This is a genomic window from Capillimicrobium parvum (genome assembly GCF_021172045.1).
GTDB lineage: Bacteria > Actinomycetota > Thermoleophilia > Solirubrobacterales > Solirubrobacteraceae > Capillimicrobium > Capillimicrobium parvum.
Window position 1 is genome coordinate 3,741,559 of sequence record NZ_CP087164.1, and the last position, 23,622, is coordinate 3,765,180.

Sequence of the window (23,622 nt, forward strand, 5' to 3'; positions counted from 1 at the left end):
GGATCAGGGCTCGGCAGTTGGCCCGAAGGTCAGTTGACGCCCCTCGGCCGCTGCCATACGGTCGTTGTGGTCCAACCAATTCACCCATCTGCCCCTAATGGTCCAGCCAATACTGCCTCCCGCCCGAACACCGCTGCACGCCGATCACATCGCCCTCCGTGCCCGGATGGCTCCCTTCACCGGCTGGTCCCTGCCGATCGAGTACGCCGGCATCCGCCATGAGCACCTCGCCGTCCGCCGGAGCGCCGGCGCGTTCGACGTCTCCCACATGGGACAGATCGAGACCCGCGGGCCCGGCGCCACCGCCCTGCTGCAGCGCCTGTTGTCCAACGACGTCGACACGGTCGCCGTCGGCGGCGCGCAGTACGCGCTGCTCTGCCGCCCCGATGGCGGGATCATCGACGACCTGGTCTCGTACCGCCTCGAGCCCGACCGCTGGCTGACCGTCACGAACGCGTCGAACCACCGGGTGGACCTCGCGTGGTTCCGCGACCATGCCGGCGGATTCGACGCCGACGTGGTCGACCGCGCCGGCGACTTCGCGATGATCGCCGTCCAGGGTCCCAGCGCACGGACGATCGTCGCGTCGATCGCCGGCGGGGCGCTCCCGGAGCGCTTCCGCGCCGGCTCGTTGCCCGTCGCCGGCGCGGACGCGCTCGTCTGCGGCACCGGCTACACCGGGGAGGACGGCGTCGAGATCCTGTGCGCTCCGGCCGAGGTGGGGGCTGTCTGGCGCGCCGTACTCGCGCAGGGAGCTGTCCCGTGCGGGCTCGGCGCGCGCGACACGCTGCGCATCGAGGCCTGCTTCCCGCTCTACGGCAACGACCTGTCGACGGATCGCGACCCGATCGCGGCCGGCCTCGGCTGGTGCTGCGCCGAGGCGACCGGCTTCATCGGCTCCGACGCGGTCGGCCTCGCCCGGGTCCGGGGCCCGTCCGAGCGGCTCGTGCCGTTCGTCGTCGACGGCCCCGGCATCCCCCGGGCGGGCAACGAGGTCGTCGACGGCGGCGTCGTCACCAGCGGCACGCTCTCCCCGTGCCTCGGGCGCGGCGCGGGCCTGGCCTACGTTCCGACGGACGCGGCCTCACCCGGCTCCGAGCTCGTCATCGACGTCCGCGGCCGGCTGCGGCGCGCCACGGTCGTCACGAAGCCCATCCACCTCCGGAGGAAGCCCGCCGATGGCTGACGCGCACCACCCCGCCGACCTGCTCTACCACCCCGAGCACGACTGGGTCCGCCTGGACGGCGACCTGGCCACCTTCGGCGTGACGTGGTTCGCTCAGGACTCCCTGGGCGAGATCGTCTACTGGGAGCCTCCCGCGGTCGGCGCGACGGTGACCAAGGATGAGCCATACGCCGAGGTCGAGTCGGTGAAGGCGGTCTCAGACGTCATCGCGCCGCTGTCGGGGACGATCCTCGAGGTCAACGAGGCGCTGGCCGACGACCCGTCGCTCGTCAACGCGGCGCCGTACACGGACGGCTGGCTCGTGCGCGTGCAGCTCTCGGATCCCGCCGAGCGCCGGCACCTGCTCGACGTCGCAGGATACGAGGCTCTGCTGGACGGGTGAGCCGCCGCTCACGCCTCCGCGGCCGCCGGCCGGCGCTCACTGCGCGCCTGTCGCTCATGGAAGATCGCGCCAAGGAAGTCCACGACGAGGCGTGTGGCCAGCAGCGCGGTCGTTCCCGTGGGGTCATACAGCGGGTTGACCTCTACCAGGTCGAAGCCGACGATCGGCCCCTTCTTCGCGACACCCCGCAGCAGGTCCCGCGCCTGGTGATAGAGCAGGCCGCCCGGCTCGGGCGTTCCGGCGCCCGGCGCGATCGACGGGTCCATCGAATCGATGTCGAACGTCAGGTAATAGGGCATCTCGGGGATCTGGTCGAGGACCCAGTCGACCCCGATGGAGCGCACCTCGTCGGAGGTGATGATCACGTTTCCGCGGGCGATCGAGTCGGAGTAGTCCTTCTCGCCCAGCATGAGGCCGCGCATGCCGATCTGCACGAACTTCGTGACGTTCGGGCAGTTGCGCGCGACGTTGATCATCGGGCTCCCGTGCGTCAGATCGCTCTCATAGAACGTGAAGACGTCGGCGTGCGTGTCGATCTGGATGATCCCGATCTCGCCGATGTCGGAGAAGGCCTGGACCACTGGGTACGTGATCGAGTGATCGCCGCCGACCGAGATCGGTAGCGCACCGCGCGAGAGCATCGTCTTGATGCTCTGCGTCATGCGGTTGTGGTTGGCCTCCAGCGCGAGCGGCTGGATCGGCACGTCGCCGCAGTCGACGATGTTCACGCCGCGCAGGATCGTCTGGCGGAGCTCGATGTCGTAGTAGCCCTCGCCGGGCAGGTACTGCTCGTACAGGGACGACTGCTCACGCAGTGCCCGTGGACCGAAGCGCGTGCCGGGACGGTTCATGGTCCCCTCGTCGAACGGGATGCCGATGACGCCGACATCGGCGTCGAGGTAGTCGAGGTCGGCGCAAACGGGAGCTTTCAGGAAGCTGGCGATGCCGACGTACGGCATGTGGCTCGCGCTCTTGGCGGCGGTCATGGCCTTTGGTCCTTTCCGGGTGGGTCGTGGTGCGAGTCGTCACGACGCTCTGTGCGACAGGCGGGAGGCTTGCGCCGCGACCCGGCCCGGGACTCGGGTGCGCGCGGGGACTGCAGGCGCGAGTGGCAGGGCCGGGCAAGCGACGCTAGATGAGTCGTTCCACGGCCGACCCGCGGAACGACTCATCTAGAGCGAGGGGATCTCGATCTCGCCGGCCCCCTCGAGGAAGCCGACGAAGGTGATGGGTCCGGCCGGCGGCCTTCGCCGCGAGATCGGTGGACATGTAGTTGAGGAGCATCGGCACCTTGCCACCGATGCCCGCCCACTTGCCCGTTTCCGACGTGAACTCGTTCTCCATCTCGTCGACGCCGACGATGCGCATCTTCAGGTAGTGGGACGTGCCGTCCACGGCGAGACGCACGCTGAACAGCCCCTCGTACGCCGCCTGCAGCTGTGCGTCGTCGACTCGCACCGGGGTGCTCCAGTCCGCGCTGCCGCCGGCGGCGATCTCGACACGTCTTGCCATACGACTCTTCTGAGTGAACAGGGTGGTGCCCGGCGATTTCTCGCACACGCCCCCCGTGCCCGGCAATTGGCCGATCGGCCGACCCACGCCCGCTCACGAGAAGATCGACGGACACTCACCCGCCGAGCGCCTGCAGGATTCGGCTGGGCTGCCCGCCGTGTTCGCGGCGGCCCGCCGCTTGCGCGATGTTCCCTTCGCCTGAGCGGTGCTGCGGTACATCGCGTACGGCAGCTGCACCTACCCGAGCCCGTTCTGGGAAGGCCCCAACCCCCAGCCCGGGCGCTTCGACCGAGCCGGCGAACCCCCACCACGTACCTCGGACTCCACCCCCTCACGCCCTGGGCCGAGCTGCTGCGCGTCACCGACCGCCGCATCCCGGCAGACGTCCGCGGCCTACGCCTCGTCTCCTGGGCCGCGCGCATCCTCGCCAAGCCCCGCGACATCATCGAACCACCTTCGAAACCGCCAGCGACCACGGCCTCGATCCGGCGGACCTCGTCTCGGACCAGCCCGGCGCATGCCAGGCCTTCGCCACCGCCCTGCGCAGCGACCCGGATGCTCCGAAGGTCATCATCGCGCCCACCGCTGCGCTGCCGGGCACCCAGACCATCACTCACCTGGGCCGCCGGCTCAGCGCCCCCTACGACCTCGAGCCCGACCACGGCCCGGACATCGACACCTCCGTCTCCCCCACCGCCACGCTCGACTCGAGCCTGCTCTCGCTCGTCGAACTCGTCCACTATCGAGACGCCGCCGAGCCCCATCCCGCCCTCGCCGCCTGGCACACCGGCAGCGCCTACGTCTTCGACGAGCCCGCGGTCACCGACATCGAGTACTTGATCACCTGAACAACCGACGCGCGCGGCTGTCGAGCACTGCGGCCACGACGCTCGGCGACAACCCCCGCGGCCTCTGATCCGCCAGACCGGGTGATCTCCCCGCCCGCAAGCCGGGATCGCGGCGGAGTTGAAGCTGTCCGGAAGCCCCCACGACTCTTCCCTTTCGCGCGAACGGCGCCGGGTCGGTTTCCGACCGCGGCGCGTCGGCAGCCGTCGATCTACGTGACCGGCGGCAGGAGCGTCGATCGGGGCCGGACAGCCATCGCACGCCGCTCGGCCAGCCGGTCGAGCATCAACGCCGTGTCAACGATGGCCACGCCGGTGAGGTGCTCGTCACGGGCTTCGAAGTCCTCGACGATCGCTCGGACCGCAGCCGCGTAGGCCGGCGCGTCGTGGGCAGCGAGGCCGGCGATGGCGTCGGCGGCGCGGACGAACGCCGGCGAGCCCGCTCGCATACCTTCGGCGGCGCGGGCCGCGAGAGCATCGTCGCCGTCGACCAGCGCAGCGATCGCGAGCACGTACCAAGAAGACGGCGAGTCGCCCTCCGAGCCGACCTGCGCGCGGGCATAGGCAGCCTCATCGGGACCGTCACCGGCGATGACGGCCGCCTTCAGCGCACCGATGAGCCGGCCATAGCTGCGCGGCGGAGCCAACTCCCACGAGTCCCGGTAGTGCGCTGCCGCCGCGCGCAAGTGAGTCGCGGCGGCCGGCGCGTCGCCCGCAAGCAGCAGTCGATAGCCCTCGCGCTCGGCCGCGATCGCCTCGTCGAGCTCGTCCAGGTGCGGGCCGGGCTCCATGGCCATTTCGCCACCGTACTGCACGACAACCCCGCCGATCGTCGCTGATGGCCGAGCTTCTCTTCCTGGTCCTCCGAGTAGATCAGCATGGCTTCAGACCGTCGGGCCAGGAGCGACGGACGATGATCGGTGAAGAGGTCCACCTTCAGGCCGCCCGACATCCGGCTCTCCTTCCGTGTGCTTCGCCGTTCTTGTCCGCTCGCGAGACGAGACCTCATCGTCGTGGGCGCTCCGGGCGATCGCCGCGGCAGATTGTGCGCGGACGACGGGCGTTGTCCGCCGCTCAGCCGGCGCACGCCGCGCTGCGCCGTCGTTTCCGGGCTCAGGTCGAACGGCACGGTTCGCGCAGATCGAGTGGCACAGGGGCGCCGCCGCCGAGAGACGTGCCGACGTCCAGACTGAATGGACATATCGTTGAGAGTTCAGCTCCCATCGGCGTGCCGTCGCTTCTCATGGGGCAGAGGGCATGACCGAGACTGATCGTACGGAGGACCTCATGGTCAGCAGTTCGACTCAGCACAGTGGCTCCATCGGGAACGTGTCGCAGAGCGGCATCCCCGGCGAGGTGGACGTGGCGATCGTCGGGTCCGGCGGTGCAGGCCTGATGGCGGCACTCACGGCCGCCAAGGAGGGCGCACGAGTCCTCGTCGTCGAGTCCCGGGAGATCGTCGGGGGCGCCACCGGGATCTCTGCGGGAGCAGCCTGGATCCCCAACCACGGCTTATCGACCAAGGACCTGAACGTGAACGACGACCTGGACAAGGCTCGCCGCTACATCTACGGCCAAGGTCGCGACCAGATCCTCGACCACGACCTGGTGGAGAAGTTCCTGGAAACCGGGCCCCACGTCGCCCGGTTCATCGAAGAGCACACCTCTTTCGGGTGGATCCCGACGATCTGGCCGGACTACCGCTCCGACATCGACGGCGCGTCCGTCGGTCGGGCACTCTTTCCCGGCCCGTACTCCCCCGAGGGACTGGGCGAGGCCGCGAAGTTCGTGCGACCGGCCCTGACGACGGGCATGGCCAAGAACCCGCTCCCGTTCTGGTTGCTGGGTGGGATCGGCATCGATGACGTCTGGCTCGCCGGACCGGCATTGGTCGGAGCCCTGCTCGAGGCCGGCCTGCGCAATGGCGTCGACGTACGCGTCGAGACGCCGGCGACCCGGCTCGTCACGGACGAGTCGGGCGTGCGGGGGATCGTCGTACGGGCTGATGGCGTCGAGCACACGGTGCGCGCCACCAGGGGGGTCCTCCTGGCCAGCGGCGGCTTCGAGAGCTCGACCGAGCTCACCACGACCTACCTCGGGGCGCCCTTCGGCGTGCAGGTCTCCCCCAAGGGCCATGACGGCATCGCGGTGCAGTTGGCCCAGGAGCTGGGCGCTGATCTGACCGGTATGGAGGACGCCTGGTGGATGCCCGGGGTGCAGCTGCCCGGTGAGGAGCTGGAGGGCCGCCCGCTGAGTCGAGTGTTCCTGGGCGAGCGAGCGCTGCCGCACAGCATCATGGTGAACAGCCGGGGTGAGCGCTTCGCGAACGAGGCCCTGGCCTACGACCAGTTCGGGCAGATCATGCGCGAGGTCGACCCGGAGACGGGCACCATGCCGAATGCCACGGCGTGGCTGATCTTCGACCAGAACTACTGGACGAAGTTCGGGATCTTCGGCATCACGCCGGGCGGAGAGGTGCCCGACTACCTCCACCGCGCCGACACCCTGTCGGAGCTGGCGGCCAAGATCGGCGTCGACGAGGTGGGGCTGCTCCGCACCGTCGACCGGTTCAACCCCGAGGCCGCACGAGCTCGCGATCCGCAGTTCAACCGCGGTGACACGTTGTTCGACCGCTACTTCGGCGCCTTCTATCCCCGGCTGGGCAAGAACTCGCCCGACGCGCGGTTCCCCGCCGCCACCGTAAAGGCTCGGATGGGCATCGCCGCGGCGATCGGTCCCATCGTGAGCAAGCTCGCGGGACGGGTGGCGAAGAAGAACGACCCCGAACGGGTGCGTTCCATCGTGGTCGGGCCCCTGGCGAAGATCATCCGACCCATGCTGAAGAGCCCGAAGTCGAGCGTGCTCGGGCCCGTCGACACTGCGCCGTACTACGCGCTCAAGGTCGAGGCCAGCGCGCTCGGCACCGTGGGTGGTCCGAGAACTGACGCACTCGGCCGCGCGCTGGACACCGACGGCAAGGTCATTCCGGGACTGTACGCCGCCGGCAACGCAGGTGGCGCGCCCACGAAGGGGTTCTACGGAGGCGCCGGAGGGACGATCTCCCTTGGGCTGGTGTTTGGCTACCTGGCGGGACGGGAAGCGGCCCGGCGGCAGGATGACGCCTGAGCCATCTCGCTCTTGACCTCGGCGCTGGGTGTTGTGCCAGTGCACCCAGCCCAGCGTGGCCAGCTGCCGCTCGCGCGGAGAAGCAGCTCACGTTCTTTCGCCTCACCGCGGCGTTCGACACATTCGCTCGTGATCGTCGGCGGCTGGCCCGTGGGTCAGGTCTGGTCGTCATCGACGGTGTGGTGGACGAGCGCGGCGGCGAGGTAGCGGTAGGTGTATTCCTCGGCGAGCTTGCGGGAGTCGGCGAACACGATCGGGATCGATGGGTAGCGGACCTGGAGGCGGGCGACGAGTTCCAGCAGCCAGCCGGGCTGGGTGTATTGGTCGTTGAGCAAGGCGCCGTAGCGCTGCTCGACGACGACTGCGGCGGCCGGGAGCGCGGCGAGCTCGGCCAGCCGGTAGTTCAGCGAGCCGTCGATGAGTGACTTGTTGAAGTCTTCGGGCGTCTTGCGCTCGACGGCCGCGACGATCCGGTCGTCGTCGCGCACGGCGTAGTCGCCGGCGGGCAGCGCGCTGCGCCGGCGTTCGACAGGTCGGCCGGCGAACTTGTAGGGGTAGCGCTCGCGGGTGTCGACCTCGATCGTGAGCTGGTCCAGCTGGGAGGCGCGACGGGTCGGGACGCGCTGGCCGGGCCGCGCGCGCTTGGCGGTGCGGGCGGTCTGCCAGAAGATCATCGGCCGACCGCCGACGCGACCCGGGTTGGGCCTGGTGAAGACGATCTGCGAGCGGTTGTTGCGACCGCGGTCCAGGACGAGGTCGATCGCGGCGCCGCGGCGCGCGCAGTGACGGACGGCGACCTGCTCGACGATCTCAGCGTCCGCAGGCCACTCGTCGAGCGGGTGGCAGTAGACCCGCGCCGTCGTGGGCCACCTGTCGCGCGCCTTGAGCAGGATCCCGCCGTCGATCGGCAAACGCAGCAGGTAGGGAAGCGTGCTCTCGGGATCGGGGTTGCGCGCGATGACGAAGTCGACCTGCTCGGTCATGACGTGGTGAGGAGGTCTGCGAACTGGCGGGGTGAGGGGACCGGCGGGTCGGGGTCGGTGAGGTCGCGCAGGCCGCCGGAGGCGAGGTAGTCGGCGCCGGTCGCGCGTGGCTGACCGGCGAGGGAGATCGCGGCCGAGACGAGCACGTCCGGGTCACCGACGAGGCGCACGCATCAGCGGTCAGGGCCTGGCGCGGCGCTCGCGGCCGCCGGCGAGCTTGAGGTAGCGCTCGTAGGAGAGGACAACCGCTTCCGGGCGCCGGCGGGCGCCGATCACGACCGGTTCGGCGTCGGCACCGGCCTCACCGGGGCGCTCCAGCAGCGCGGGCAGGTGCGGGCGTCCCTCGCGGGTGGCCAGGACGTCATGTGGTCGGCGAGCCATGTCTCCAAAGGTAAGCACGAACGCGAGCCATGTCTCCAACGGTAAGCACGAACGTGTACGCGTAAGTGAACGCGTTCTGGGGCGGTTCGATGGAAGCCGCGACGTCGTCGGCCCGCGCGTCGGCGCGGCGCAGGGCGTGCGAGAACAACGAGCTTGCGCTCGAGGAGCTGCGGCTGCTCGCCGAGTCGATGATCGAGATCGTGCGCCGCACGAGCCGCAAAATTGGATTGCTCATGGACGCGACGGATCTCTACCACCAGCTCTGCGTCGCGTTGGGCACGCGCAGACGCCGCCACCTGGCGTCGCTTGACCGCGTAGTACGTCGACGGGCGGCAGATCGGCTCGACCGCGAAGCGAACCCCTGTGGTCATCGATGAAGACGGCAGGGTCGCGTCCCCCACGCCCGCCTGAGCGGCCGGGCGGAGCGCCACACTCGCCGGGTCAACCCTCCCACGCGAGACGGGCCGCCCGCCGTGCGAGCATCGGAACGCCGGCTTCGAGCCGGCCGAAGAAGGCATCGTCCGTGCTGCCGGCGAGGAACCTCTGGTAGCTGCTCTCCAGGAAGATCGCGGATTTCCAGAGCGCGAGGGTCTGGTACCAGCGCAGGTTCGACAGGTCGCGTCCCGAGCGCTGCGCATAGCGCTCGGCCAGCGCGAGGCGGCCCGGGAAGCCGGACAGGCGCGTCACGGCCGACAGGTCGAGCATCGGATCGTCGGCATCGCCCGGATCCGCCCACGTGGCCGTCATGTAGCCCACGTCGGCGAGCGGGTCGCCGAGCGTGGCCATCTCCCAGTCGAGCACGGCGACCAGCCGCGTCCCCGGCTCGGCCGCGTACATCATGTTGCCGAGCCGGTAGTCACCGTGAACGATCGAGAGACCGCCGCCGGCCGGCCGCGTGGCGTCGAGCCAGTCGGCGAGCTCATGCAGCTCCGGCAATGGCCGCGCGGCGTTCCCCTCCAACAGTCCGCGGAAGCGGCGGATCTGCCGCTCCAGGTAGCCGTCTCGGCGGCCGAATTCGCCGATCCCCGTGGCGTCGATGTCGACCGCGTGCAGCTCGACCAGCCCGTCGACGAGCTGCCACGCGATCGCCCCGGGATCGGCCGGCCGGCTGAAGTCCGCCGGCAGCTCCGTGGTCAGGACGTGACCATCGATGCGGCGCATGACGTAGAACGGCGCGCCGATGACCGCGTCGTCGTCACACGTCGCGACGATCTCGGGAACCCGGACGCCGGCTCGCTCGAGCGCTGTCAGCAGCCGCGCCTCGCGGAGCACGTCGTGCGTGGATGGGGCCAGCGGACCGCGCGGCGGGCGCCGCAGCACGAAGCGGTCGTCGCCGCGGTCGATGGCGTAGGTGACGTTCGAGTGACCGTCACCGAGGGGCTCCGCGGTCGGCGCGCCCGCGCCCACCCCGGCAGCGTCGAGGAACGCCTCCAGCGGCTCGAGGACGATCAGCGGCTCGCGCGGCGACCACGCCGCCTGTTCGTGCGTGGCGACGACGTCGTCGGTGCGCGGCGGCGCGTCGGTCATGCCCGCACGTCGGCCCGCGCGCGCTCGCGATCCCGGACGGCGCGGCGCGCGATGGCCCAGTGATGCGTCTCGGTCGGCCCGTCGTAGATGCGAAACGGCCGGACCTCGGCGTAGATGCGCGCGAGCGGGCTGTCGCCGGACACTCCGAGGCTGCCGCAGATCTGCAACGCGCGATCGACGATCCGCCCGACCGCCTCGCCCACGTGCGCCTTGGCCACCGACGACTCGTGCCGCGCCGGCTGTCCCTGGTCCAGCGCCCAGGCGCACTGCCAGATCAACGCGCGGCTGGTCTCGACGTCGATGACCGACTGCGCGATGCGCTCCTGGACCATGCCGAGCTCGGCGAGCTTGGACCCGAAGGCCTCGCGCTCGCCGGCCCGGTCGATGGCCGTGTCGAGCGCCCGCCGAGCCAGGCCGAGCCAGCGCATGCAGTGCGTCAGGCGCGCCGGCGCGAGACGCACCTGCGCGTAGCGAAAGCCCTCGCCCACCGCCCCGAGCACCGCATCCTCCGGCACGCGACAATCCTGGAAGACCACCTCGGCATGGCCACCCGGAAACGAACGGTCCATCGCATCGACGACGCGCTCGATGCGCCAGCCCGGGTTCTCGGCATCGACCAGGAACATCGTTGCGCCCTCCGGCGCGCGCGCCATGCAGATCGCGAACGCCGCTCCCTCGGCGCCGGTGATGAACCACTTGCGCCCGGTGATCGACCAGCCGCCATCCACGCGCGTCGCCGTCGTCTGCAACATCGACGGGTCCGACCCGGCGCCCGGAGCGGGCTCGGTCATCGCGAAGCACGATCGGGTGTCCCCGGCCGCCAGCGGAGCCAGATAGCGATCGCGCTGCTCGTCGGTCGCGATGAGATGCAGCATGTGCATGTTGCCCTCGTCCGGCGCCGCGCAGTTCAGCGCCTGCGGCCCCAGGATGCTGTATCCGGCCTCCTCGAACACGACCGCCATCCCGCGGGTGTCGAGCCCCAGGCCGCCAAGCTCGCGCGGGACCTGCGGGGCGAACACCCCGGCCGCGCGAGCGGCACCCTGCAACTCGCGGCGCAGGCCCTCGTCGAGCCCATGCTCGGACCGGTCGCGCGGCTCGGCGGCGATCACCACGTCGGCCACGAACGCCCGAGCGCGGTCGCGCAGCTCCACGACGTCGTCGGGTAGCGAGAAGTCGATCATTGCGCGGTCCAGCCTCCGTCGATGTAGATGGTCGTGCCGGTGATGTACGTGGACGCGGCACCGGCGAGGAACAACACGGCGGGGACGACCTCGGCCGTCGCGCCGAACCGCGCCATGGGGATCCGGCCAAGCAGCGACTCGCGCCAGCGGGGATGATCGAGCAGCCCGGTCGTCATATCCGTCTGCAGATAGCCGGGCGCCACGGCGTTGACCCGCACCCCACGATCGGCCCACTCGACCGCGAGCGTGCGCGTCACCATCTCCAGGCCGCCCTTGCTCGCCGCGTAGGCGAGCGTCCGCTCATGCGCGCGGATGCCGTGGATCGACGACACGTTGACGATGCTGCCGCCGCCGGCCGCCTCCAACAGCGGCAGCGCCGCACGGCAGCACCGCAACGGCGCGGTCAGGTTGACGTCCAGCACGTCGGCCCAATCGGCATCCTCGAGCCGCTCGCTTCGCACGAACGCGGCGCTGATGCCCGCGTTGTTGACCAGCACGTCCACGCGCCCCCAGCGCTCGCGCGCCACCGCGGCGGCGCGCTCGACCACGTCACGGTCGGCGATCGAGCCGGCCACCGCTGCCGCCTCCCCGCCGTGCGCACGGATCTCGGACACGATCGCGTCCAGGCGCTCCTGCGAACGGGCGCTCAGCAGGACCGCGGCGCCGGCACCCGCCATCGCGTAGGCGACCGAGCGACCCAGCCCGCGGCTCGCGCCCGTCACCCACGCCACCTTGCCGTCCAGCCGCAGCCCCGGCGGATCCGTCAGCAGACCGATGTCGTCGGCGGCGCTCACAGCAGCGTGTCCATCAACCGGGCGAACGACTCGGTCGCGCGGCGCTGAGCGGCGGCCGGCTCAAGCTGCTGGACGAGCAGGCCCTGCAGCGCCGCGTTGACGGTGTCGCCCACCGCCGCGGGATCGACGTCGTCGCGGATCGAACCGTCGGCCTGCCCGGCGGCGACGAGCTCGGTCATGTACGCGCGCTGGCGCCGCTGCACGCGCAGCGCGATCGCCGCCAGGTGCGGACGCGACGAACCCGCTTCGACGTGCAGGCGCAGCAGCAGCCGGTAGAACGGCGTCCCGGACCCATACAGCCGAGCGGTCGCGTCGATCAGCCCCTGCAGCCGCTCCCGGCCCGCACCCGTCCCGCTCGCGGCGACGACGCGCTCGGCGTGCCGACGGACCGCCTCCTTGTAGACCTCCTCGACCAGCTGCTCCTTGGAGCCGAAGTGGTGATACAGCGCGCCCTTCGTCACCCCCACGTCAGCCGCGATCACATCGAAGCTCGTATCCGCGCCGCCCTCCGCGAACCGCGAGATCGCAGCCTCCAGCAGGCGTTCGCGGGTGACACGACCGGATTCGACACGACTGGTGGCAGCGGTCACATCTCCAAGCATACCTACGCGTATGTATGCTGGCGTCGTCGAAGGAGAGCCCGCATGCATGTCCCGCTGACCACCGCAGACTTCTGCTACCGCGCCCGGACCGTTCACGCCGAGCGCCTCGGCGCGATCGACGAAGCCGGTTTCTCCGGCGAGCTGGGCCGCCTGACCTACGGCGAGCTGATGCTGCGCTGCGACGGGATGGTGCGCGCGTTGGACCGCATGGGCATCGCGCCCGGCGACAGGATCGCGATCATCTCGCCCAACGCGACCAAGCTGCTCATCGCGCTCTACGCGACGACCGGCACCGGGCGCATCCTGGTGCCGATCAACTTCCGCCTGACCGCCGAGGAAGCGCAGTACATCGTCGAGGACTCCGGCGCGTCGCTGCTGCTCGTCGACCCCGAGCTCGACGAACGTCTCGCCTCGGTGACCGGGCCGCGGCGGATCGTCCTCGACGGCGAGGCCGACGCCGAGCTGTTCGCTCCCGCCGACGACGCGCTCGAGTGGGCCCCGGTCGCAGAGGAGGCGCCGGCCACGATCAACTACACGTCCGGCACGACAGCGGCGCCGAAGGGCGTCATCCTCACGCACCGCAGCCACTGGCTCAACGCAACAGCGGTCGGGTGGGGCTTCGGCCTGGCCGAGGGCGACCGCTACCTGCACACGCTGCCGATCTTCCACGTCAACGGCTGGGGCCTTCCGCTCGCCTGCGCCGCGCTCGGCGTCCCCCAGATCATCCAGCGCGAGGTCCGTGGACCCGAGATCCTCCGCCGCGTCGACGACGAGGCGATCACGCTGCTCTGCGGCGCCGCCCCCGTCGCCGCCACGATCGAGCAGGCAGCCCAGGCCCTGCGCGCCGCCGGCCGGCCCGTTCCCGGGGACGGAACCACGCGGATGGTGTCCGGCGGCGCGCCCACCCCGGCGGCCGTCATCGAGCAGTTCGAGCACGCGACGGGCTGGGAGATGATCCACGCCTACGGCCTCACCGAGACCGGGCCCGTGCTGACCGCCAACCGCGTTCTCCCCTCCGAGGGACTCTCGCCCCGCGACCGCGCCGAGCGCCTCGCCGCGGCCGGCGCGCCGCTGCTCGGCGTTCGACTGGCCGTCGACGAGGAAGGCGAGGTGCTCGCCCGCACGGCCAAGGCGATGGACGGCTACTGGAACAAGCTTGACGTGTCCGAAGCGGCCATCCGCGACGGGTGGTTCATCACCGGCGACGGCGGCACCTTCGAGGACGGCGTCCTGCGCATCACCGACCGCAAGAAGGACGTCATCGTCACCGGCGGCGAGAACGTCTCCTCCCTCCAGGTCGAAGCCGTCCTCTACCAACACCCCGACATCGTCGACGCCGCCATCATCGGCGTCCCCCATGAACGCTGGGGCGAGACGCCCAAAGCCCTTGTCGTCCTCCGTCACGGAGCCACGTTCGACGAGCAGGCGATCATCGCCCACTGCAAGCAGCACCTCGCCGGCTTCAAGTGCCCGACCTCGGTCGAGCAGCGCGACGACCTCCCCCGCACCGCCACCGGCAAGGTCCAGAAGTTCGTGCTGCGCCAGCCGTACTGGCCCTGACCCATCACCGGCCGAGAACACCTCGAGGAGACTGCGCTCACGCACCTCGATTACCGTGAACCAGGCCGTGCGGGGCGCCGAGCACTGCGGCCGCCATCTCCATGACTCAGTTCCACAACGCCCAGCGATGACATCATTGCGTTCGGAGTCACAACGAAAGGTGACTCCAGGGGGACGCCGGTCGAGAGCACCTATGCTGGCCCCGATCTTCGAAAGGGACTCTTGTGTCTGATCTTCTCGAGCGTATTCACGTCGAGATTCGTGAGCGGCTTGCGTTGAGTCGTGCCGCTGTTGACGAGTACGAACGGTTGGAACGAGCGCTCTCCGCGCTCGAGCAGGAGACGCCTGACGCGCCGCCACCGGCCGCGAGCCCAACCGCGCCTCGTCCACGGCGACGGCGACCGGCCGCGCGAACCGCATCGGTGCGCGCGGGTCGCAGGAGCAACCGTGAGGCGTTGATCGGTGCGGTGCGCGAGCGGGCGGGCATGACCCGCGAGGAGATCTGCGAAGCCACCGGGCTGTCGGCATCAGTGGTCAGCCAGGGACTGCGCCGCCTCGTGGCGAGTGACGTTCTGACGAAGACAGAAGTTGCCGATGGTGCTCCGGTGTATGGCGTCGCGCAGCCAAGCGAGCCGCCGGCGGACGTCACCCCGGAAGCGACTGCGGGCCCGCAGGAGGCCGTCGCGGTCGTCGAAGACGCCGACGCTGCAGCCGCCCCCGCGTCCACACCTGAACCTGGAGAGGTCGCCGGCGAGACTCCCCCCGTCGAGGAACCTGCCGCTCAGACGGGCGATACCACGCAGGGGACCGATGCCACGCAGGCGGCCGCACCCGCGCAGGCTGCGGCTGAGGACGGCGCGGCCTCGTCTGAGCCGGGCCGTCGGCGCGCGGGCGCGAAGAGGCAGACCTCGAACGTGCGCCGCAACGCAAGGCGGTCCGCCGCGTCGCCCGCGACCGGGCCGCCCTCGGTCGCAGCCGAGGTTGCCGCACAGGACGACGTCGCCCCCTCGACCGCGACTGCATCGGTCGCCGGCGACGCGCCCGCCGCCGATACGAGCGCCCCCCCGACTCGCGCGAAGCGCCAGGCGCCGGCGACGCGCAAGAAGCCGAAGCGGACCACCACCTCGGCAGCGAGATCGTCCGCCAAGCCGCCAAGCCGTGCCAAGGCGTCGAGCAAGCAATCGCGCTCCAGCGCGAGTGGCAGCCGGCGTCAGCGGCCACCAGCAGCGCGCGAGAACCGCGGCAACTCCGACGCACCGAGCGGCAAAGAGGACTCCACGCCCGGCTCCTGAGTGACCGCTCGGCCGTCGGGTGGAGGCGCCCGTCTCTTGCGGGCGCCGGGGCGTGAGGCTTGATGCTCCCGCTGCACCCACGAGACCCGAACACCAACCAGGCGGTCGCAGTGGAGCTCCGAACCGACCGAGACGTCCTGGACCGCCGCTTCTCGCGCGACGCACGAGCGCTTCCGCGCAAGCGCGCAGTGCAGGTGGCAGGCGAAGGCGAGCGCGACGCCGTAGGCTTCGGAGCATGGCGAAGCGCCAGCAGCGCTCGGCTTCGCAGCAATCGGCCGCCCCGCAGCCCGGTCAGCCGTTTCCGAAGAAGGTCTACGAGCGGGAGCTGATCCGGCTCCAGGGCGAACTGGTCAAGCTCCAGGAGTGGATCCGCGCCGAGGGCGCACGGCTCGTGATCGTCTTCGAAGGGCGCGATGCCGCCGGCAAGGGCAGCACGATCAAGCGCGTCACGCAGTACCTCAACCCGCGTGTCGCCCGCATCGCCGCGCTTCCCGCCCCGACCGAGCGCGAGCGCGGCCAGTGGTACTTCCAGCGCTACATCGCACACCTTCCGGCCGCCGGCGAGATCGTCCTCTTCGACCGCTCGTGGTACAACCGCGCGGGTGTCGAGAAGGTGATGGACTTCTGCACTGCCGAGGAGTACCACCGCTTCCTCCACCAGTGCCCGATCTTCGAGCGGATGCTCGTCGAGGACGGCATCCTTCTGCGCAAGTACTGGTTCTCCGTGAGCGACGCCGAGCAGCAGGCCCGGTTCAAATCACGCCTCAAGGATCCGATGCGGCAGTGGAAGCTCTCGCCGATGGACCTGCAGTCGATCGTCCGTTGGGAGGACTACTCGCAGGCGAAGGACCAGATGATGGTCCACACCGACATCGCCGAGGCTCACTGGTTCGTCGTCGAGAGCGACGACAAGCGGCGCGCGCGTCTGAACATGATCGCCCACCTGTTGTCGTCACTGGACTACGACGACGTCGCCCATCCATCGCTGAAGCTGCCGAAGCGCCCGCCTCCACGCGGCTACGAGCGGCCGCCCCGCGAGACGCAGACCTACGTGCCGGACCACGCCGCGTCGCTGCTGTCCTGAGCCCCGGAGCCTCCGAGACAGGGGCAGCCGCGCCGCTGCTCCGGGCTGATCTGACAGCAAGGACCTCCTCGGTGACCGGCGGGAGAAATGGCGTGCCGCCACCGACGACGATCGGGTAGCGGAACATCCGTAGCTCGTCGACGAGGCCGAGCTCGACCGCCTGCGTGGCCGGCCGGGCGCCGCCGATCGAGACATGCTTGTCGGTCGCGTCGAGCGCCGCGGCGGCCTCCTCGGCCAGTGGCGCCTCGGCGAGCCGGGCGTTCCGCTGCACGCTGCCGAGCGTCCGGCTGAACACGACCTTCGGGATCGCGCACCAGACGTCGGCGAACGCCGCCCCGGACTCGGTTTCCCGCATCGACGGGTCCATCTCCCACACCAGCATCGTCTCGTAGAGCATGGGGCCGAGCAGGAAGCCACCGACCTCGCGGTTCAGCTCGGGGTGGAAACGGAACAGCTCGTCGCTCGGGGCCGTCGTGCGAACCCGCCCTCACGGTCGGTGATGAAGCCGTCCACCGAGACGCTCATCGAGTAGATCAGCATGGCGTCACGCTCGTCGTATCACTGCGACGGACGATGATCGTGATGACGTTCGCTCTTAGCGTGACAAGACGTGCGCTCTTGAGCGTGACAACGGCCTCTCCGACCTCTCGCAGTTCGTCCTACCGCTCGCCAGGACGGATCGCGCGGGGTCGCCATGGCTCATGCTCGTGCGCGAGCCACACCATCTCGGGATCGAGCGCGCGCACCCGCAGCTGGCCTGCGGTCTGCGGCTCGTCGAGCTCGCCGAACCAGACCGCCACGTCGCCGCCGACGACGACCGGACGCCCGCCGGTCTCGACGACGATCACCTGCATGCCGCGCGTGTGGCCCGGCGCCGGGACGAGTCGGAGCCCAGGAAGCAGCTCGAACTCGCCGTCGACCGGCACGTACCGCACGCCGGGCGCCTCGACCCACTCCCGAATGGTGTAGTCGTCCTCGCTGCGCGCGTCGTCGAGCTCCCGACGCTGGACGTAGATCGGCCTGCCGGCGAAAAGGTGGTTGCCGCCGCAGTGGTCGAACTGCAGGTGTGTGTTGACGACGATGTCGATGCCGGCGAGATCGAAGCTCTGCTTGCTCAGTGGCCGGAGCCGGGGATCGAGGTCGGCCGCCGCCGGGTGCAGCTCCGTCATGCCGGTGTCCACCAGCACGCGCGCATCGGGATGGTCGATGACGTGCACGTAGACCGGCATCCGCTCGCCCTCGGCGAGCAGATCGGCAACGAAGACCGGCGTGACGGTGATCGAGCCGGGGGCGTTCATCGTGTACCGACCGCCGCGGCGTTCTCTCTTGAGCGTGACAACGGAGCTCTCCTACCTCTCGCATTCGTTCTGCCGTCTCGCTAGGACGGATGGGGAGACGCAAACTCATCGCTGCAGCCCTCCGAGCCATCACCTTGAGCGACGCACGGCCGCGACCGTCGCGTCGACAAGCTCGGCGCTCGAGGTCCGTCGAGAGACCGGAGTAGCCGATTCTCGACCATCAGTGCCACGGCTCTCAGGAGCCGTCGCACTCGGCGTAGGCCCGCTCTCGCTTTCGCGTCGCGGGTTCGGCACGCGGGCGCATGCGGTCGTGGCACACGAGCCCGTACGCCGTCTCTGTCGCCTTTTGAGTACCGCGCTGCTCGATTCCGTTCACCATCATCCGGCGGGACGCCCGCGGGCAGCCGACTACGCGCCGAGGTCTTCTCGCGGGATGTCGTCTCGCGCGACCTCACCGAGACCGTCACCGACGCGGCGCGCCTTTGGAGGCGATGCAGCTCGCGACGAACCTGCGGGCCGAACGGGCGGGATGTGGACCACGTCGGTGAGCAGGAACTTGACGCCGACGAACACCAGGATCACGGCGAGCCCGACGTCGAGGTAGGCGAAGCGGTCACGGGCCCCGGCCAGGAGGAAGTAGACCCCGGACGCGATCGTCGACGCCGTCGCGTGCGGTCAGCATCAGGACGCTGAGAGCTTTTCACCGGGCACCGTCCGGTAGCGTGGGCGGCTGTCGTCGTGGCGCGATCTCCTCACCCAGCCGCCGGCGAGCCCACCGCTCACCCGACTGTCGCGGGTCCCTGGGCGCCTCGATCGAGCTCCTGGATCGAGCGGGCTCCGTCGCGGTTCGCCGGCCGGTCGCTGCGGCCGCTGCTGATCGGCGCCTGCCCGCGCTCGGGCACGACGCTGCTGCGCAGCATGCTCGACAACCACCCGGATCTCGCGGTGCCCGCCGAGACGAACCTCGTGTTCCCGCTGTGGCGGTTCCGGGTCCGCTACGGCGACCTGCGCGATGCCGCGAACCGCCGCAGGATCGGCGAGTGGATCTTCCTGACCCAGGGCTTCGGCGGTCAGCGCATCCGCGCGCGCCGCGATCCCGTGGAGGCGATCGAGCGCATCGTCGCCGCCCCCCCGACGCTCGGCTCGATCCTCGCCACGTGCTTCGAGATGTACGCCGAGATGCACGGCAAGCCGCGGTGGGGCGACAAGCGCCCCGGCTACGCCGGGCAGATCGACACGATGTTCGCGCTGTTCCCCGACGCCCAGTTCATCAACCTCGTGCGCGACCCGCGGGCCGCGGTCGCGTCGCAGATGCCGCTCGGCTGGGCCGCGGAGGACACGGCGCTCGCGCATTCGCTGGCCAACTGGGAGACGGCGGTCGCGCGCGTCGATGCGATGGCGCCGCGCCTGCGCCCGGACCAGCTGCTCGACGTGCGCTACGAGGACCTCGTCCGCGATCCGGCGACCGAGCTCGAGCGCATCTGCGCGTTCGCCGGTCTGCGCGGCGGCGACGCGGTCGCCCACATGATCAGCGCCGAGCGCCGCGGCACGTTCCGCGAGGGCTGGCACGAGCGCCTGAACGAGCCGATCAGCACCGCGCCGATCGACAGCTGGCGCGAGCGCCTGCGCCCCGGCGACGTGGCGCTCGTCGAGCAGGCGACGTGCCGGTGGTTCGGCCGGTTCGGCTACCGGCCCCTGCCCGGGCTCACGGCCGCGGCGGATCCGGTCCAGATGGCGCGGCTCGACGAACAGCGCCGCCGGCGCCGGCGCAAGTGGCGCCGGCACCGCATCGACGAGCTCAAGCGCCGCTACGTCCTGTACCGCCGCCCGGTGGCCGCCGAGCCCCGGGCCGCGGGCCGCGGGCCGCATCCTTGACCCGCCGGGGGATGCGCCGCACCGCGGCGGCGCGCAACCGGTCCAGCGCCGACGGCGGCGGAGCGGGCGGCCTCGGCCGCGGCGGCCGGCGCCGCCGCGCCGCGATCGCCGAGGACTCCGCGATCTGCGACGCGTCGGCGTACACGCAGTGGTACGCCGCGCGGGCCGCGTCAAGGCGCGCGTGGGCGCCCGGATCCTCGTCGGCGGGGCCGCTGAGCAGCAGCAGCGCCTCCCAGGCCTCCTCCATGATCTCCTGGAGCCCGGCGGGGAGCGTGAGCGTCCCCCACGCGCCCCGGTTGCGATGCAGTCGCGGGTCCACGAACGCGTCGATGTCCGGGCGCGGGACGGACGCGACCTCAGCGAGCTCGCGCAGCCCGATCCGCTCCCCGGCGCGGGCGACGACCGAGCTCCAGTCGGCGAACAGGTCGTCGTGGCGGACGAAGGCGCGCGACCGCCCGCGGGTGACGTGCTCGATCTCGAGCATCTGGTTGAGCCACCCGGCGCCACGGCTGACGTCCGACTGCCACGTGCCGTAGGACCTCCGCGCGCTGAGCAGGATCTCGACCGGGTGGCGCAGCATCGTCAGCGACGACGTCTGGACGCCCAGATCCGCCGAGCACGCTGTCCACAGCGGCAGGAACCAGCCGCTGCGGGGGTCCTTGACGACGACGACGGGCGCCGCAGCGAGCTCCTGCCCGAGCCAGGCGCGCAGCTGCTCGCGGGCGGGGGCCGCAGCCGCCGCGGCGGCGGTGCGAGCGAATGCCTCCGGGCGGGCGTCGAAGACGTGCACGTTGACCTCGGGCGCCCGCATCAGGCGCCGATGGAAGTCGACGACCCAGCGCGGCTCGCCGAACCCGCGAGGGTTCGTCGCGTTGGCGCGGACCTCAGGCTGCGGGATCGTGAACCCGAGCTGGCCGAGGATGCCCGCCAGCAGGCTCGTCCCGCTGCGCCCCACGCCGACGACCAGGACCAGGCGCCGATCGGTCACGGGGCCGCCGCCGTCCGCGGCGCGATCGGCTCCTCGCCCAGCCAGACCTTGCCCACCACGCGTTCGGCCGCACGACCGTCCTCCCACGGGCAGAAGCGCTCGCGGAACGCCCGGCGCCGCTCCGCGGGCTCGTCGGCGAAGGCACCCGAGGCTACCGCGTCGATGACCTCCGCCAGCGTCGTCGTCACCACCCCGGGGGGCTCGCCCACCAGGTCGTAGTACGTGCCGCGCATCGTGCGGTACACCTCCCAGTCCGGGGCGTGGATGACCATCGGGCGGTCCAGCACGGCATAGTCGACGACGATCGACGAGTAGTCGCTGATCAGCAGGTCGGAGGCCAGGCAGAGCTGCTCGATGCTCGGGTGGCCGGAGACGTCGCGCACGCGGCCCTCGCGCTGCAGGTCGTCCATCCCCGGCCGCGATCCGTAGAGGTAGTGGCGGCGATCGAGGACGACGACGTCCGGGCCGAGCGCCTCGGCCAGCGCGGCGACGTCGAGCGTGGGCGCCCAGTCGGGCCGGTAGTCGCGATGCGTCGGGGCGTGCAGGACGACGCGCTGCCCCGCGAGGATGCCGAGCGCTTCGCGCGCCGCGGCCGTCTCCGGGTCGCCGGCCCGGGCCAGCACGTCGTTGCGCGGGTAGCCCACCTCGAGCGTCGCGTAGCGCCCGGGGAACACCCGCTCGACCACGACCGTGGAGAACGGGTTCGACGAGACGCTGTAGTCCCAGCGCGCCACGCGCCGCAGCAGCGGCGCCAGATCGCGCGGGCCGGTCGTCACGTCGGTGCCCATCCGCTTCAGCGGCGTGCCGTGGTGGGTCATGAGGTGGACCGCGCCGGGGCGCTTGACCACGTCGTTGGGGAAGTTCACGTTGTTGACGAGCACGGCGGCACGGGCGAGCACGTCGTAGTACTCCGGGGTCCCGTCGACCACATGGTCGAGGCCGGCGGGAAGGCTCGCAGCCGCGTCCGCGGTGACGACCCACACCCCGCGCACGGAGGGCACGACCCGGCGGGCCTCCTCGTAGACCGCCCGCGGGTTGCACTGGTAGCCGCGGTACCAGTAGGCCGCGAAGACCGCGAGCTCCGGGTCGATCGGCGCCCGCAGGCTGCGCCGGTAGTGCCGCCGGAGCGCGACACGCTCGGCGCGCGCCAGCGCTCCGCGGCCCCGCGCGGCGACCCGTCGCGCCCGGGCGACGGCGACCTTCGCGCCCGCCGCCGAGCGCGCGACCCCCTCGTAGGACCGGTGGTGGCCGCTGGACACGAGCCGCGTGCGAAGCTCGGGGACCGAGCGCGGAATGCCTGTGCGCCCCGAGCCCCCGCGATCCCGATACGCGGCCGATATCCGCGCGAACAGCGCCGCGCGCTCGCCGGGCGGCGCGGCTTCGAGCAGCCCCAGCGCCTGGCGCAGCAGCGCCTCCCGCACGACGGGCGCCAGCGCCGCGCGCCGCCCGTGGCCGAGCAGGAAGGACCAGACCTCGTCGTGCTGGTCGAGGGCGTCGCCGGCACTGCCGGTGGTCAGGGCGTCGCGCACGGCGTTGGGCGCCTCACGGCGAACATATGCGGCCGCCGGCGAGGCGGCGATCCGGTCCGCGGCGATCAGCGCCGGCCAGGTCACTGACAGCTCGCTGTGGCCGGCGGTCCCGAACCGCATGCCCAGGTCGCGCAGCAGCTGCGTTCGCAGCACCTTGTCCCACGCTCCGGACGCGAGCGCTGCGGCGGCGGGGAGCGCCGCCAGCTCGTGCGGGCCGCGAGCGGCCAGCGCCGCCAGCTGCTCGCCGCGGCGCGCGGGCCGCACGGCGCCGAGCTCGGTCACGAGGTCGTGATCGACGATGAGCACGTCCGGATCCAGCTGGTCGAGCTGATCGACGACCGGCGCGAGCCCGCCGAGCGCCAGCGCGCCGGTCGTGTCGATGCACCACACGTGGCGGCCCCGGGCGAGCGAGAGCGCGAGGTCGCGCGACGCCCCCAGGCCGATCCGCTGCGGCAGGTGACGGACCCGCACCCGCGGATCCTCGGCCGCGAGCTGGTCGAGCACCTCCGGCCCGTGGTCGGGCGAGGCGTCGTCGATGGCGACGAGCTCGACGTCATCGCCGCCCTCGCGCAGGACCGAGCGCACGCATTCCGCCACGTAGGCCTGCTCGCGGTGGACGACGAGGAGGAAGCTCACGCGGATCATGCGCGCCAGCAGGCTAGTGGGCCACCCGGAAACCATGGGATCGCTGGCACACTCACGCGCGATGGCAGGTCCCGTCTTCGAGCACGTGCCCGTGCTGTGCGGCCATCGCGGCAGCGGCCGCGGCGTCGTGCGCGGCCGGCCCGAGAACACGCTGGAGGCGTTTCGCGCCGCGGTCGCCGCGGGCGTTGCGTGGGTCGAGGTCGACGCCCGCCTCACGGCCGACCGGGTGCTCGTCGCCCGCCACGACCCCGTCGCCGAGGACGGCCGTCAGATCTCGGAGCTGTCGGCCTCCCAGGCCGACGAGCTCGGGCTGATGCGCGTCGCCGACCTTCTCGACGACCTGCCGGCCGGCGTCGGCGTCGACATCGACGTCAAGAGCCGGCTCGAGGACGCCCTCGCCCCGCCCGGCGAGACGACGGCGGCGCTCGTCGCCGCGATGGCACGGCGGGAGGCGGCGCGCCGCCCGATCCTCGTCTCGAGCTTCGACGCATCGGTCCTGACGATCACCCGGCGGCTCGCTCCGCAGCTGCCGCTGGGGCTGATCACCTGGGGCGCGTTCCCCCTGCGCAAGGCGATCCCGGCGGCCGTCCATCTCGGCGCCGCCGTGGCCATGGTCAACGTCGGGTCCTTCGGACTGCGGTCGCCGGGGATCGCCGCCCTCGAGCGGGACCCGGCGGTCACGCTGGACGTGGCGCACCGGGCCGGCCTGCAGGTCGGCGTCTGGGGCGCGGGCGTGGACGACGCCCGCGTGCTCGCCCGCGTCGGCGTCGACTGCCTCGTCGTCGACGACGACGTGCTCGCCGCGGGGCTGGACGAGTGATCGCCCGCCGGC

The 23,622-nt window shown here is 71.4% G+C and carries 23 protein-coding genes and 2 pseudogenes; 9 read left to right on the plus strand and 16 right to left on the minus strand.

Features of this window, described 5'->3' with window-relative positions; translation table 11 throughout:
- The first annotated feature begins 97 nt into the window (after positions 1-97).
- Together gcvT and gcvH are read left to right on the plus strand one after the other, a co-directional pair.
- A complete protein-coding gene (gene gcvT / locus DSM104329_RS18245) occupies positions 98-1,186 on the plus strand; it encodes a glycine cleavage system aminomethyltransferase GcvT (RefSeq protein WP_259311276.1) in 1,089 nt (362 codons plus the stop codon).
- The gene (gene gcvH / locus DSM104329_RS18250) at positions 1,179-1,568 is read left to right on the plus strand and encodes a glycine cleavage system protein GcvH (protein ID WP_259311277.1); all 390 of its coding nucleotides are present in this window, start codon (positions 1,179-1,181) and stop codon (positions 1,566-1,568) included. Before gcvT ends, gcvH begins: the two co-directional genes overlap by 8 nt.
- Before the next feature lie 8 nt (positions 1,569-1,576).
- On the opposite strand, the gene speB is transcribed toward gcvH, so the two are convergent.
- From speB to DSM104329_RS18265, 3 genes are all read right to left on the minus strand, one after another.
- Positions 1,577-2,554 carry an agmatinase gene (speB, locus tag DSM104329_RS18255; RefSeq protein ID WP_259311278.1) on the minus strand — a complete coding sequence of 326 codons (978 nt, stop codon included), beginning with the start codon at positions 2,552-2,554 and terminating at the stop codon, positions 1,577-1,579.
- Between the two features lie 145 nt (positions 2,555-2,699).
- The gene (locus DSM104329_RS18260) at positions 2,700-3,167 is read right to left on the minus strand and encodes a hypothetical protein (RefSeq protein WP_259311279.1); all 468 of its coding nucleotides are present in this window, start codon (positions 3,165-3,167) and stop codon (positions 2,700-2,702) included.
- 970 nt (positions 3,168-4,137) lie between these two features.
- Complete coding sequence (locus DSM104329_RS18265; protein ID WP_259311280.1) at positions 4,138-4,722, minus strand: hypothetical protein; 585 nt, start codon at positions 4,720-4,722, stop codon at positions 4,138-4,140.
- A 490-nt stretch (positions 4,723-5,212) separates the two neighbouring features.
- Between DSM104329_RS18265 and DSM104329_RS18270 the strand changes: the two genes are divergently transcribed.
- Positions 5,213-7,051: an FAD-dependent oxidoreductase gene (locus tag DSM104329_RS18270; protein WP_259311281.1), complete on the plus strand. Its 1,839-nt coding sequence runs from the start codon at positions 5,213-5,215 to the stop codon at positions 7,049-7,051.
- 155 nt (positions 7,052-7,206) lie between these two features.
- On the opposite strand, the gene DSM104329_RS18275 is transcribed toward DSM104329_RS18270, so the two are convergent.
- From DSM104329_RS18275 to DSM104329_RS18285, 3 genes are read right to left on the minus strand one after another with little or no spacing between them, the layout of a single operon-like run.
- Positions 7,207-8,034: an ERCC4 domain-containing protein gene (locus DSM104329_RS18275; protein WP_259311282.1), complete on the minus strand. Its 828-nt coding sequence runs from the start codon at positions 8,032-8,034 to the stop codon at positions 7,207-7,209.
- The gene (locus DSM104329_RS18280; protein ID WP_259311283.1) at positions 8,031-8,204 is read right to left on the minus strand and encodes a hypothetical protein; all 174 of its coding nucleotides are present in this window, start codon (positions 8,202-8,204) and stop codon (positions 8,031-8,033) included. Before DSM104329_RS18280 ends, DSM104329_RS18275 begins: the two co-directional genes overlap by 4 nt.
- Before the next feature lie 10 nt (positions 8,205-8,214).
- Positions 8,215-8,415 carry a hypothetical protein gene (locus tag DSM104329_RS18285; protein ID WP_259316274.1) on the minus strand — a complete coding sequence of 67 codons (201 nt, stop codon included), beginning with the start codon at positions 8,413-8,415 and terminating at the stop codon, positions 8,215-8,217.
- Positions 8,416-8,504: 89 nt separating this feature from the next.
- Here DSM104329_RS18285 and DSM104329_RS29170 point away from each other — a divergent pair, with 89 nt between their 5' ends.
- A complete protein-coding gene (locus tag DSM104329_RS29170; protein WP_407655849.1) occupies positions 8,505-8,792 on the plus strand; it encodes a hypothetical protein in 288 nt (95 codons plus the stop codon).
- 64 nt (positions 8,793-8,856) lie between these two features.
- Here the strand turns inward: DSM104329_RS29170 and DSM104329_RS18295 are convergent, their stop codons facing one another.
- The 4 genes from DSM104329_RS18295 to DSM104329_RS18310 are packed head-to-tail and all read right to left on the minus strand — an operon-like array spanning position 8,857 to position 12,507.
- On the minus strand, positions 8,857-9,942 hold the full coding sequence (locus tag DSM104329_RS18295; RefSeq protein ID WP_259311284.1) for a phosphotransferase family protein: 1,086 nt from the start codon (positions 9,940-9,942) through the stop codon (positions 8,857-8,859).
- On the minus strand, positions 9,939-11,123 hold the full coding sequence (locus DSM104329_RS18300) for an acyl-CoA dehydrogenase family protein (protein WP_259311285.1): 1,185 nt from the start codon (positions 11,121-11,123) through the stop codon (positions 9,939-9,941). The genes DSM104329_RS18295 and DSM104329_RS18300 overlap by 4 nt, the downstream gene beginning before the upstream one ends.
- Positions 11,120-11,917: an SDR family NAD(P)-dependent oxidoreductase gene (locus tag DSM104329_RS18305; RefSeq protein WP_259311286.1), complete on the minus strand. Its 798-nt coding sequence runs from the start codon at positions 11,915-11,917 to the stop codon at positions 11,120-11,122. The genes DSM104329_RS18300 and DSM104329_RS18305 overlap by 4 nt, the downstream gene beginning before the upstream one ends.
- Positions 11,914-12,507, minus strand: coding sequence for a TetR/AcrR family transcriptional regulator (locus DSM104329_RS18310; RefSeq protein WP_259311287.1), 594 nt, complete (start codon positions 12,505-12,507; stop codon positions 11,914-11,916). The genes DSM104329_RS18305 and DSM104329_RS18310 overlap by 4 nt, the downstream gene beginning before the upstream one ends.
- 54 nt (positions 12,508-12,561) lie before the next feature.
- On the opposite strand from DSM104329_RS18310, the gene DSM104329_RS18315 reads away from it, so the two are divergent.
- The 3 genes from DSM104329_RS18315 to ppk2 all read left to right on the plus strand — a co-directional run bounded on the left by DSM104329_RS18315 (position 12,562) and on the right by ppk2 (position 16,455).
- The gene (locus DSM104329_RS18315) at positions 12,562-14,079 is read left to right on the plus strand and encodes an AMP-binding protein (protein WP_259311288.1); all 1,518 of its coding nucleotides are present in this window, start codon (positions 12,562-12,564) and stop codon (positions 14,077-14,079) included.
- A 224-nt stretch (positions 14,080-14,303) separates the two neighbouring features.
- Positions 14,304-15,371 (plus strand): hypothetical protein, encoded by a 1,068-nt coding sequence (locus DSM104329_RS18320; protein ID WP_259311289.1) that lies wholly within the window; start codon positions 14,304-14,306, stop codon positions 15,369-15,371.
- A 235-nt stretch (positions 15,372-15,606) separates the two neighbouring features.
- The gene (gene ppk2, locus DSM104329_RS18325; RefSeq protein ID WP_259311290.1) at positions 15,607-16,455 is read left to right on the plus strand and encodes a polyphosphate kinase 2; all 849 of its coding nucleotides are present in this window, start codon (positions 15,607-15,609) and stop codon (positions 16,453-16,455) included.
- A 61-nt stretch (positions 16,456-16,516) separates the two neighbouring features.
- Here the strand turns inward: ppk2 and DSM104329_RS29175 are convergent.
- The 4 genes and pseudogenes from DSM104329_RS29175 to DSM104329_RS18345 all read right to left on the minus strand — a co-directional run.
- A pseudogene (locus DSM104329_RS29175) lies at positions 16,517-16,995 on the minus strand (dihydrofolate reductase family protein); the annotation flags it as partial.
- 119 nt (positions 16,996-17,114) lie between these two features.
- Positions 17,115-17,753 (minus strand): MBL fold metallo-hydrolase, encoded by a 639-nt coding sequence (locus tag DSM104329_RS18335; RefSeq protein WP_259311292.1) that lies wholly within the window; start codon positions 17,751-17,753, stop codon positions 17,115-17,117.
- A gap of 408 nt (positions 17,754-18,161) precedes the next feature.
- Positions 18,162-18,395: pseudogene (locus DSM104329_RS18340) on the minus strand (hypothetical protein); the annotation flags it as partial.
- A gap of 137 nt (positions 18,396-18,532) precedes the next feature.
- Positions 18,533-18,673 (minus strand): hypothetical protein, encoded by a 141-nt coding sequence (locus DSM104329_RS18345; RefSeq protein ID WP_259311294.1) that lies wholly within the window; start codon positions 18,671-18,673, stop codon positions 18,533-18,535.
- Between DSM104329_RS18345 and DSM104329_RS18350 the strand changes: the two genes are divergently transcribed.
- Complete coding sequence (locus DSM104329_RS18350; RefSeq protein WP_259311295.1) at positions 18,672-19,628, plus strand: sulfotransferase family protein; 957 nt, start codon at positions 18,672-18,674, stop codon at positions 19,626-19,628. The two genes, DSM104329_RS18345 and DSM104329_RS18350, sit on opposite strands and share 2 nt — an antisense overlap.
- On the opposite strand, the gene DSM104329_RS18355 is transcribed toward DSM104329_RS18350, so the two are convergent.
- Together DSM104329_RS18355 and DSM104329_RS18360 are read right to left on the minus strand one after the other, a co-directional pair.
- Positions 19,552-20,616 (minus strand): sulfotransferase family protein, encoded by a 1,065-nt coding sequence (locus DSM104329_RS18355; protein WP_259311296.1) that lies wholly within the window; start codon positions 20,614-20,616, stop codon positions 19,552-19,554. The two genes, DSM104329_RS18350 and DSM104329_RS18355, sit on opposite strands and share 77 nt — an antisense overlap.
- Positions 20,613-22,790, minus strand: coding sequence for a bifunctional glycosyltransferase family 2 protein/CDP-glycerol:glycerophosphate glycerophosphotransferase (locus DSM104329_RS18360; RefSeq protein WP_259311297.1), 2,178 nt, complete (start codon positions 22,788-22,790; stop codon positions 20,613-20,615). Before DSM104329_RS18360 ends, DSM104329_RS18355 begins: the two co-directional genes overlap by 4 nt.
- A 61-nt stretch (positions 22,791-22,851) precedes the next feature.
- On the opposite strand from DSM104329_RS18360, the gene DSM104329_RS18365 reads away from it, so the two are divergent.
- Positions 22,852-23,610 (plus strand): glycerophosphodiester phosphodiesterase, encoded by a 759-nt coding sequence (locus DSM104329_RS18365; protein WP_259311298.1) that lies wholly within the window; start codon positions 22,852-22,854, stop codon positions 23,608-23,610.
- The last annotated feature ends 12 nt before the right edge of the window (positions 23,611-23,622 follow it).